This is a genomic window from Treponema medium (assembly GCF_017161265.1).
In the GTDB taxonomy this organism is placed as follows: Bacteria; Spirochaetota; Spirochaetia; order Treponematales; family Treponemataceae; genus Treponema; species Treponema medium.
This window is the reverse complement of record NZ_CP031393.1, coordinates 43,865-55,219: the sequence shown is the minus strand read 5'-3', so window position 1 is coordinate 55,219 and position 11,355 is coordinate 43,865. Positions and strand designations below refer to the sequence as shown.

Annotated in this window: 9 protein-coding genes and 1 tRNA gene; 3 read left to right on the top strand and 7 right to left on the bottom strand. The window is 42.5% G+C overall.

Features of this window, described 5'->3' with window-relative positions:
• The first annotated feature begins 16 nt into the window (after positions 1 to 16).
• The 3 genes from dut (at position 17) to DWB79_RS00240 (ending at position 2,753) form a co-directional block, all read left to right on the top strand.
• Positions 17 to 472: a dUTP diphosphatase gene (gene dut / locus DWB79_RS00250; protein ID WP_016522129.1), complete on the top strand. Its 456-nt coding sequence runs from the start codon at positions 17 to 19 to the stop codon at positions 470 to 472.
• A 95-nt stretch (positions 473 to 567) separates the two neighbouring features.
• On the top strand, positions 568 to 1,686 hold the full coding sequence (locus DWB79_RS00245) for an LptF/LptG family permease (RefSeq protein WP_016522128.1): 1,119 nt from the start codon (positions 568 to 570) through the stop codon (positions 1,684 to 1,686).
• Complete coding sequence (locus DWB79_RS00240) at positions 1,683 to 2,753, top strand: LptF/LptG family permease (protein ID WP_016522127.1); 1,071 nt, start codon at positions 1,683 to 1,685, stop codon at positions 2,751 to 2,753. Before DWB79_RS00245 ends, DWB79_RS00240 begins: the two co-directional genes overlap by 4 nt.
• 420 nt (positions 2,754 to 3,173) lie before the next feature.
• Here the strand turns inward: DWB79_RS00240 and DWB79_RS00235 are convergent, their stop codons facing one another.
• The 7 genes from DWB79_RS00235 to DWB79_RS00205 all read right to left on the bottom strand — a co-directional run bounded on the left by DWB79_RS00235 (position 3,174) and on the right by DWB79_RS00205 (position 11,328).
• Positions 3,174 to 5,216, bottom strand: a complete 2,043-nt coding sequence (locus DWB79_RS00235; protein WP_016522126.1) for a methyl-accepting chemotaxis protein — start codon at positions 5,214 to 5,216, stop codon at positions 3,174 to 3,176.
• 281 nt (positions 5,217 to 5,497) lie between these two features.
• Entirely contained in the window at positions 5,498 to 6,223 is a 726-nt protein-coding gene (locus DWB79_RS00230) for a transporter associated domain-containing protein (protein WP_016522125.1), read from the bottom strand.
• A gap of 51 nt (positions 6,224 to 6,274) precedes the next feature.
• Positions 6,275 to 6,751, bottom strand: coding sequence for a hypothetical protein (locus DWB79_RS00225; protein WP_016522124.1), 477 nt, complete (start codon positions 6,749 to 6,751; stop codon positions 6,275 to 6,277).
• A gap of 4 nt (positions 6,752 to 6,755) precedes the next feature.
• A complete protein-coding gene (gene fliS / locus DWB79_RS00220; protein ID WP_016522123.1) occupies positions 6,756 to 7,202 on the bottom strand; it encodes a flagellar export chaperone FliS in 447 nt (148 codons plus the stop codon).
• A 178-nt stretch (positions 7,203 to 7,380) separates the two neighbouring features.
• On the bottom strand, positions 7,381 to 9,513 hold the full coding sequence (locus DWB79_RS00215) for a methyl-accepting chemotaxis protein (RefSeq protein WP_016522122.1): 2,133 nt from the start codon (positions 9,511 to 9,513) through the stop codon (positions 7,381 to 7,383).
• A gap of 174 nt (positions 9,514 to 9,687) precedes the next feature.
• Positions 9,688 to 9,759 (bottom strand) — tRNA-Gly (locus DWB79_RS00210).
• A 168-nt stretch (positions 9,760 to 9,927) separates the two neighbouring features.
• On the bottom strand, positions 9,928 to 11,328 hold the full coding sequence (locus DWB79_RS00205) for an InlB B-repeat-containing protein (RefSeq protein ID WP_016522121.1): 1,401 nt from the start codon (positions 11,326 to 11,328) through the stop codon (positions 9,928 to 9,930).
• Positions 11,329 to 11,355: the final 27 nt, after the last annotated feature.

Genomic DNA, 11,355 nt, shown 5'->3' with positions numbered 1-11,355 from the left:
TCTCTGAGGAAAAACGGTGAGTATTGCTGATGGGGCGGTAAAGGTTTTTTCCGTACTCAAGGAAGGAGCCTTGCTGCCTGAATATCAAACACCCGGTTCCGCCGGCGCGGATTTGCATGCATATCTGGCGGAACCGATAACGCTGAACCCGATGGAGCGTAAGCTCATCCCGACGGGGCTTTTTGTTGAATTACCTGTGGGGTATGAGCTGCAAGTGCGCCCACGTTCGGGACTTGCCTTGAAGTATGGCATTACGGTGCTCAATACCCCCGGTACAGTGGATTCCGATTACCGCGGAGAACTGTGCGTGCTGTTGGTAAACCTCGGCAACGAACCTTTTACCATCCGGAACGGCGACAGAATTGCGCAGGCAGTGGTTGCTCAGGCACTACAGGTGAGCTTTGTACACACTGATGCGCTTTCAAAAACCGGACGGGGTTGCAACGGATATGGCTCTACCGGTATTGCATAAATTGATATAAGGGTGATTAGGGCATGAGGATGTTGAAAAAGTAACCAACTTTTGAGACATCCCTGTTCCTATAACAGTGATTAACGGTATAAAAGATGATAGGCATAAGACAAAAGCAGCTTTTTTTATATATTGTCAAAGAGATGCTGCTGTACTTTTTTGTCTGCTTTTTGTTCTTATTCTTTATATTTTTTGTTAATAATATTCTGTTGTTGGCGGAAGATGTCCTTTCAAAACAAGCTCCTTTTAAAGATGTTGCACTGCTGATGCTGTATTCGCTGCCTGCGGTTATCGCGAATGCCGCTCCCTTTGCCGCCTTGATCGGTACGCTCATGGGCATTGGTCGTTTTGTCAGTGATTTGGAATTTCTTTCCATGAACGCACTGGGTATTTCGCCTCGCTTTTTAATGTTACCGGTGTTACTGGTCGGTTTGGTAGTTTCGATTGTTTCCTTTTTTACCAACGATGTATTGCTGCCTGCCAGTGCTGTTAATTTTAGGCGCGTCTATTGGGATATTGCAACCTCAACCCCTGCGCTAGAGCTTTCTTCTTATTCCGTAAAACGCAATCGTAATGCGGTTGTTGTAACGGGATTAATACAGGATGGAAAAATCCATAATCTTTTGATCATTGATAAGAACGCGGATAAAGCATTCCGTATACTTGGCACACAGACTGCCGAGATTGAAACGTCCGATGATCCGTCAATCGTGATGTCACTCAAAATGGCGTTGCCGCACCTTCTTATCTTAGATCCTTCCGATAAAAAAAAATATGATGCGGTGAACGGTGAAGCGGTAACCTATAACGTGCTTGCAAAAACTATTAAATCCTCTTATTTTAATACGATTGGACCTTCTGAAATGTCCTCAGTTGATCTCTATAAAGATATAAAGGAAAAACAAACGCAAAACGAAGATAATCGGACACTCAATCTGTATTGGATGGAATTTCATAAGAAATTTTCTATTCCTTTCGGCGCCTTCTTTTTTGTATTACTTGCCTTTGCCATCAGTAGTGCCGGTAAGGTACATAATCAAGGTGTTGGTTTTGTATTAGGTCTTTTAATAGCCGTTGCATATTGGGCGCTGTTTATGGGTGGGCAAACGCTCTGTTTACGGCTTGATTGGAACGGTACTGTTGCTATGTGGGTACCCAATATTATGGTCTTTGCCGCATCCATTGTGCTGCTGGGGAAAAAATTATTCAGATGAAAATTCTTCAAAGATATTTGCTGCAGCTCTTTTTCCCTGTCTTTGTGATAACGATTTTATTTTTTATTTTGCTCCTACAGCTCGGTGATCTTTTTCTCAATCTACCGCAGTATTTGCAAAATCAAGCACGCTTTGTTACATTGCTTCGGGTGATGTATTTGTATTTGCCCAAGTGTATATCGTTTGCAATGCCGCTTTCTGTTTTGTTTGCAAGTTCGTATACAATGGGAAATATGTACGCAAAAAATGAACTTACTTCGATCTTTGCCTCCGGTATGCCGCTTGCTGTGTTGGTGGCTCCGCTTGTCCTGTGCGGATTTTTGTTATCGATAGGGATGTTTTATTTTGAGGATCGTATCTTAATTCACTTTCAACGGCAGAAAATTGCACTGGTAAATTCTATCTTGGAACCTCAACAGAATTTGAATAGCAGTGATTTGGTTATTTTATCCGAGTCGGGGAAGGTTGTGTATTTTGCCGATTATTACGATGATAATCAAAAGGAATTGAGCAATGTGCTGATTGTGATACGTACCGAATCGGGCGATATTTCTACCGTTATAAAAGGTAATTCGGCATACTGGCAGACCGATCATTGGGAGGTAACGGATAAATCAATCTATACCTTTACCGCCGACAATGATGTTCTCTACCAAGATTCAATCGATGAGAAACTTTTTTCCGAACCTCCCGAAACCTTTCAACGGAATATTACATCTATTGATGAGATGACTATTGCACAGGCAAAACTCTTTATCAATAATTTAAAAAAAATGGGGTTACCCTACCATGAATACCTTTCGCAATATTACCGCCGCTTTTCATTCCCGTTTACAACGTTCATTGTTTTGTTTTTTTCTGTTTCCATCGGCGGTCGCTTTAAAAAAAATATCCTGCTGATGAGTTTGCTCTTTAGTTTAGCCCTTGCAGTTCTCTATTATGTTACTGAGATGATGACCATGCTTTTTGCAAAATGGGAGTATATTTCCCCACTTGCAGGCGCGTTTCTCCCTCTTTTAATTTTTACGTTCTTGAGCATCGCCATGCTGAGAATAGCGCGCACGTAACCCCCCCCTAGTCGTCATTTTTCTTTAGATGGGGTTATAGAGGAAGCCCTTTCTTTTTATCGGAAAAAACTATTTCTAATGCTTTTGAAAATAGCGGAGCAGATGCTAGGAGCGAAGCGGAGACTCGGTAAAACATGTACGTCCATGTACATGTTTTACCTTGCGAGGGGCTGCCCAAAAACTTCAGTTTTTTGACAGTTCCCTTAGATTTAGATGCGATTCTGCATCGAATCCCGTCCGTCCATGGACGGACGGGAATGTGTTTCTCGTAAAAACCTTACGGTGAAACTTTTATTTCAGAACTAAACCCTAGAATCACGGCGGGTTTTTAGGGTAGAACCCTAAGCGGCTATTTTGAAAATAGGATGGGTTCTAGGGAAGGGAAGAAATCTTTTATCCGAAAAAAGTGTCTTCCCCTCCCTAATTGATTTTGAATTTAGCAACTTCTGCGACTAAACTCTCAATACTCCGCTTATTCTGCTGCGTAATACCGTTAACTTCCTGTACTGCATTGTTGATTTGTACGGCGCCGGAAGCCATTTCGTTCATACTGTCGGTAATAACGCGTGTAAGGTTATCCAATTTCCGCATTTCTTCCGCAACGCCTTCGCTACCTTTTAGCATTTCAGCGGAACCTGCTTGAACCTCCAATGTTACCATATTGATGTTTTTGATAGCGGTAAGTATTTCTCTGCTGCCGTGTTCCTGTTCGCTCATTGCCGCAGTTAGGTGGTTACTCATCTCTTTGACCTGTTCAGCTAGGGTAAAGATTGTATTGAATTTTCCTTCAACGATTTTGGAAGAATCGGAAAGCGTTTCAATTTCAGCCGATAGCGTTTTAAGCGTTGTTGTTATTGTTTTTCCTTGGGCAGCTGAATCTTCGGCAAGTTTGCGGATTTCATCTGCGACGACGGCGAAGCCCTTTCCTGCTTCTCCTGCGTGCGCGGCTTCTATTGCAGCGTTCATTGCCAACAGGTTCGTTTGCGATGCAATATGTTGGATAACGCTTGATGCTTCTATCAGAGACCCCGATTCTTCGGCAATCTTTTTGGTAACCGCATTGGATGTTATCAATGTGTGTTTTCCGTCTCCCGTAGCGCCGGTAAGACTTCTGATAGCCTCGTCGGTTTTACCGAGTGTTTGCCCGATTGATGTAATATTGGCAACCATTTGTTCTATCGATGAAGAAGATTGGGCAACACTCGCTGCCTGTGTTTCGATACTGCCGTTAAGCTGTCGAATAGTGCGTACAATTTCTTCGATAGTAGCTGCTGTTTCGGTAACACTTGCTGCTTGAGTAAACGTTTGTTGTTTAACGCTTTCGATATTTGCATTTATTTGATGTACGGCGCTTGCCGTTTCGGTCATGTTGCTTGCAAGCTCTTCGCCGACACTTTGCATAACCTCTGAGCTATCTTCGACCGTTTTAACCGATGTACGGATCTTCTCTATTGTTTGATTAAAGTAATTAGAAAGATCCGTGATTTCATCATGCCCTACAACCGGTAAGCGTACCGTTAAATCACCTTCTCCTTGCGCTATATCTTTTAACGCCTCAACTGCTGCCTTTATCGGCTTTACTATTTTATATGCAGTGATATACACGACAATAATTGCGAATATTAAGATTATAGCCGTAATGGTATATAGCAGTTTTTGCATAACCGTTATACTGCCTAAAAATTCATATATAGGAGCGGCAACGATAATCCGCCATCCGGTACTTGCAATTATTCCAAAAGCAGCTATTTGTTTTTCGCCGTCCCAATCATAGAACCCTACATCCGGTTCTGTAGATTGCAATGCTTTTTTTTCGAATGCTGCTATTTCGACAAAGGAAGGATCGCTTTTCGCTTTTTCCATGCTGTTTTCTTGGGATTTTACCGCTTCAATGTCAGGGTCTCCGATAGTATTACCGGAAAGTCCTATAACATAGCAGTCACCGGTTTCTCCAATTACAATATCAGATATCATTTTAGAAAGACCGGCTGCGTCAACACGTGCATATAAAACGCCGATTATATTCTTTTCGTCATCATAAATCGGAACCGAGAAAAATGTAAAAAGGTCATTGCTTGCCCGAGAAAACATCGGTTCCGTTACATAAGCTTTTCCATTGAGTGCAGATTGATAATATTCTCGATCGGCAACATTCGATTGTTTCCCATCGGTAAGCCATACATTTCCTTCCTTGTCGCAAATTCCGAATGCATTTATTTCAGAATTGTTGAATGCGAGTTCATTTGCAAGGATAGCAATCTTTTGTTCATACGAGATGTCTTTTCTCAGAGATTCTTGTCGTGCGATAGCGGTGAGGGTGGCAAAAAAAGTATTAATACGTTCATCTATCAGAGCAGCAGTGTCTTTCGCCTTTTCAGTAAGTTGGATGCGGACTTTTTCCAACAGCGCTTTTTTTGAAATAGTTGTTGCGGTAATTCCTAAAACAGAAATCGCAAGCAGCATGAGTAATCCAAATACACAGATAAGCTTACGTCGAATTGAAAAATATTTTCGGGGGGGGGGGGGGGGATAATAATGGTTTCTTTCATTTGTGTCAAGCCTCTCTCAGATAAAGTTTTCCTAAATATCGATTTTTTCGGCTATATACAACCTGCAGCGATACTTAATAGGGGGTAATTGTATCTATAAATATATTCTTGTGCAAGAGAGTTGCTATTTTCTATATTTAACCATAAATATTGCGAGATGCCCTAAAGAGAGGCTGTTCGTAAAGGATGGGGCATTTACGCTTCTTTTTTCTTTATCGCGACCTGATCGATTCGCTGTCCATGCATACTGAGTACCGTACAGATATAAGAGCCGGTGTCGATGCTGTCGCCCGACCGAGGAATAGCATCAAGATGGGCAAGCAGGTAACCTGCAAGAGTGTAATATTCTTCGGTAGGAGGGCGTTCAATATCATTTAAAAGTCCGAGCGCCTGTATTTCGTCAAGGCTCATCTGGGCACTGACAATACTACTTCCGTCAGCTTGTATAACGGATTGCTGCCCTGTATGGCTTGCTATCCGGACGCTTCTATTAAACAAACTATCCAACAAACCCTCTTTGGTTACAAATCCTTCGATGCCGCCGTATTCGTCAATAACGCAGGCAGTATGTGCGTTATGCTCGTTCAGTAATTCAAGCGTATGTTTGATGGTTTGTGATTCGGGAATGAACAATGGTTTTGTTAAAATTTTTTGCAAATTCGGCGGCGACGGTTCAAGCCTACTTTGCAAATAATCCCGTGCGCTGACGATGCCGATAACTGCATCGATTTTGCCTGCACATACCGGAAAATAGTCAAAATTTTTGTGTGTCTTTATCAACGTAAGAATATCCTGACTTTTATCCGTAATATCGATCCACACAATATCGGAGCGATAAGTCATACAGCTGCCGATTTTTCGCGTATAGGTAGACGTTTTTTTTTCCTTCGTCTGATATTGCGGCGGTAACGGAAAGTTCATACGGTATGTACAGCGTAAAAAATACAGAGCATAAGGTTCGAATATTATCGGCTATAAACTGAGATCGACGAGAGCCGCAGTACGTGCCGTACCGGCATAGATACTTTCTTTATGTGCATAAGGCCGTTTCAGTGATGCAATTTGCTGCCGTAAACCGGTAATATGTGTTTGCAGAAGTTCACGATTCTTTTTATTTTGAGCTAAAACTCTTTTTTGTAAGTCATCCAAATCCGTTTTAAGATGAGGAATATCTGAATGTTGTGCATTCTTGCAGATATTGGTGTACATGTATTCCAGCGGATCGATTACTTTTTGAATAGTAAATATTTCAGCAATAATCGACTCTTCCAATTCTGTGTGCTGTAAGACAGCATCGGTATTTTCGTCGGAGATACTTTTTTCTTGTTTTTCCAATACCATCAGGTATTCGTGGAATTTAAGCCGCTGCTGCTCTAACAGCGATCTGAACCGTTTGAGGACTGCAACCCGTTCGGCAATTTCGGAATCGTTAAGCGTAGCTGTATGCATGGCCTTATCCTGCTATATTGACGCCGGAAGCAGCCGGTTTTATTTCTGTTGCAGCGGCGGCAGTTGAATTGACAACATGATGCCATGCTTCGCGCAGTTCTTCCATCATGCTGCGTACCGTTATAAGCGGCTGTGGATTCTTTTGCATATTAGCCTGAAAAAGCTGTTGGTTAAAGAAAGAGTAAAGCGATAAAAGATTTTCCGCAATTTCTCCTCCTTCATCCATATTTAAGGATGCCATCAGCTCGGTAATAACATCCTGCGCTTTTAAGATGTACTGATGAATGCGTTCGATATTCTCCGCTTCGATTTTTCCGTCAGGCATGCCTTCAATGGCAAGGGTAATATTTTTAATACCCTCATCATACAGCATAATGATTAGAGACCCCTGACTTGCCGTCTTTACACGTGTCTCTTTATATGCCGTTAAGGCTTGACTGTTATAACTCATTTTTAATCCCCCATGCGATCGCGTGTTCCTTCTATCTTATCGGCAAAAGAAGCGGTCTGTTGAGCCTCTACGTAAAAAATCTTTCGTATTCGTTTATAGGAAGCTCCAGACAGAGGTTAGACATCTCTAAAAACTCGGTTAGCTTTTAGAGATGCCTAATAGTTTTTAGAGATACCCCCTATATCTTAAATTTTCTAACCTCTGCAGCAAGATTTTCGATGCTTACTGTGTTTTCTTGCGTAATACCGTTAACTGCTTGTACCGCATCACCGATCCGTTCCGAAGCGGTAACCATGCCGCGCATGTGTTCGCTGATGCTCAGTGTTATTTGATTTAACCGTTGCATTTCTTGTGCGACCTGCTCTCCTCCGCGCAGCATCTCTGCGGAAGCATCTCGGACACCGCCGGTAACTTCGTTAATATTCCGGATTGCCGACAATACTTCGCGACTTGTATTCTCCTGTTCAGCCATTGCGGTGACAATCTGCTCTTCTTGTTGAGAAATTTGATTTACCGATTCATATACTTCAACAAAGCTTTTTTCCGCTCCGGCTCCGGCGGTGGTTAAGTTGCTGATTATTTGTATTGCATCCTTTATAACGGCACCGATCTGTTTTCCTTGAGTATTTGATTCTTCAGCAAGTTTGCGGATTTCATCGGCAACAACTGCGAAGCCCTTACCTGTTTCTCCGGCATGAGCCGCTTCTATCGCTGCATTCATTGCCAATAAGTTTGTTTGGCTGGCAATATTCTGGATAACCTGACTTGCTTCCAAAAGCGCTTCGGTTTTTTCGGCGATTTGTCCGACAACCTCATTAGCATATCTTACTCTGTGTTTACCATTCTTGGTTTGATCATAAACCGTTTTGATAACCGTATTATTCTTTCCGAGGCGGTCGGAAACAGCACCGATATTTGCGACCATTTCTTCTATGGCGGCTGATGATTGTGCAACGCTTTCCGCTTGTCTTTCAATACTTTGATCCAGCTGCTTGAGTCTTTTAATGACCTCTTCGATTGTTGCAGCCGTTTCGGTTACGCTGGCGCTTTGGTCTACCGTTTGATTCTGCACCAATGCAACGCTTTTTTCTATTTCTTGTGCCGCCATTTCAGTTTCTGTCATATTTCCGGCAAGTTTTTTTCCGACCGTTTGCATAGTGCCGGTGTTTTGCGAAACTGCTTCTATAACCGATCCGATTCTTTCAATGGTTTGTTCAAAGTATTGGGACAGTTCGGCTATCTCGTCGTTCCCTTCAACCGAAAGGTGGGCGGTTAAATCTCCTTCCGCTATGGACATGAGCGCATGGATAACTTTTTTGACCGGCTTTATAATAAATTTTCGGGTAAACCCGGTAATTGTTACTACAAAAAGGCAAAGGATTACAATGAGAATAATCGCTGTTTTAAAGAAGAAATCCGTTCTTCTTTTTAGAGTATTTTCGATTGAAAAACAAAATTTTGCATATCCTATTCTTTGTCCTGAAAAGTCTGTTAGCGGATAATAGGCAAAGGCATTGGTTTTTTCGGTACGAATCATCCCGTCATCGGGTAATGTTTCCGTAAGTTGCGCAGCATCCGAATCAACCTTGCTTTCAAAATTGGAACCGATGAGCTGATAGGTATTATCCAAAGTACGTGCGATAACTGTTACTTTTAAACCGTCTTTTAATACTGCCGGTGTTGTAGTCAAAACGAATTGGTCGATAAATGCCGTATTTACCGCACCGCCGTATTCTACGGTTCCGAGCATTTTCCCTGCTGTATTGAAAAGTGGCCGTACTACTCTAAAGCCCAGATTGTTTACCCCAACTTCAAGCCCGTAAATTTCTTTTTTTTGCGTTTGGGCAGCTACGATGGTCGCTCTAAAGGAAGAAAGGTCGTCGCCGAATTTTGTAGGATTCTGAACACGTAAAAAAGAGATTGCCGACGGCGTATGAAAATGGAATTGCTGCGCTCGATATTTTTGCTTTATATCGGTAAAAATAGGCTGTGTTAATTCCAGTAGTTTTGCTCTGTCCCGTAAAGCAAAGGCTTGAACAATATCTTGATCCCGGGCGATATTATCTAAAAGGATGCGACCGACAAGCGAATAACTGTTTAATTCGTTATAAAACGCAGAATATTTAAGGTCTGCGGTTGTTTTAATTTGATTTTCCGAAAACCATGTGATACTCCGCCAGTCCTTATAGGCAATAATTCCATACTGAAGCAGCAGTAGCATGATGGTAACAATGATCAACTTTGTACCGATGGAGCGGACGTATTTTTTGCTGAAATGCGGTGGTTGTGAATGTACGCCGTTTTGAATCATACTTTTTTTAATCTCCTTTGCAGAGCTATTATGCAGACTTTATACGAATACTGTCAATGGGCGGTAAACTTGGTATACAGGGAAATCAATTTTTACATCTGAATATTAAAAAAGAGAAAATAATTGAGAGATCTATGGAAATGTAAGTTGACGAAAATTACTGTTGTGTGCTACAGCGGATGAAGGGAGTCGAACCCTCGTCTCCAGCTTGGAAGGCTGGGGTAATAGCCGTTATACGACATCCGCAAAAATATGCAACTACTATATCGGAAAATGCAGGGAATGTCAATCGGAATCTTTATTTACGGCATCGGAATCTTTATTTTTTTTATACGGCAGATTCCGGTATTTACCGAAACCTACCGTGTAGCAGGCATCTTAAAAAACTTTTTACGATGCCTGCGTACTTATTGTTTATTCATAGTCGATTTTCAGAACATTTCCGTTGCCAAAGTCTTTTACTAATGTTATGGCTAAAAACGACATCAGCGCAGAATGCATGTTATAGCCGTTTATCTTCCACTGTACTGTAGAACTGGTTACTGTGCGAAAAATGAGCCTATCACCTTCATCACGCTGACCGGGCATAATCGGCGTCTGATCAAACAGTTTTGTACACCGTATCTTTGAAGTGTCAAACTGCAACTCTACCTTCTTCGCAGCTTTTTCCGTGTAGTCGAAGCGGAGCTCGGAAGGCGACTCTTTAACCATATACCGATAGAAATTTCCCTGCTCATCCCCTTGAGAGTTGCCATTTATCGTCCAAGAATCAACCCTTTTCCCCGCAGAAGGCAAGGCGATCAATATGAGTACATCATTCTCGTAAACCGTACCACCGTCAGCTACTGATGTACCGGTTAAGCCGGAATCATCCACATTCCTCCAGCATGTTATTTTGGAAGCATCAAACTGGATGGTAATTTTCCACTTTGCAAACAAGGTAATATCTGCGGTAACGGTGTCGGTTGCAAAGTTCCACGGCGTTGTACAAGTGCTTTCTTTATACCAGCCGCCAAAACCAAAAGAACCCTTTGCCGGATCAGCCGGTTTCGTAACTGTTTTACCGTGTTCTACCTTAATCGGCGTTACCGTAGAGCCTCCCTGTGCGTCAAAGGTTACCGTATATTTTTTTAAGGCAAACATTACCGTTACCGAACTGTCTCCCGTTACGGTGAGCTTTGCACTTTTGTTATCCGATTCTGGCGTTGCACCCGTCCAACTGGAAATATCATAGCCGGTATTCGGTACGGCAGTAAATACAAGAACAGTTCCTTTTTCTATCTTTTTTCCTGAGGTAACGGGCGTACCGTCTGTAGATTTTGCGCTTACGGCGCCTCCTACAGTAGGTTCTGCCTTATAAGTAACGGTGAAAAATTCCGTTGCAGGGGCTCCTTGCGCCTTAAATTTAACCGTTACGCTTAAATCTTTATCTGCCTTTACGGTAATACTCGTACCGGATTGTTTCTCTTCATTAATCAACATATAATCAACTTCATAACCGGCTTCCGGATCGGCTGTAAAGGTAATCTCTGTCCCTTTTTTTACCGATGCGCCCGATGACAGCTCCGTATCTCCTGCTTTTGCTTTAAGCGTACCGTGCCCGCCTTTTGCCGCAAACGTTACGGTAACGGTTGCAGGTGCAACAGGAGTCCATTTTGCAAACAATGTAATGTCCGCGGTAACGGTGTCGGTTGCAAAGTTCCACGGCGTTGTACAAGTGCTTTCTTTATACCAGCCGCCAAAACCAAAAGAACCCTTTGCCGGATCAGCCGGTTTCGTAACTGTTTTACCGTGTTCTACCTTAATCGGCGTCACCGTAGAACCTCCCTGTGCGTCAAAGGT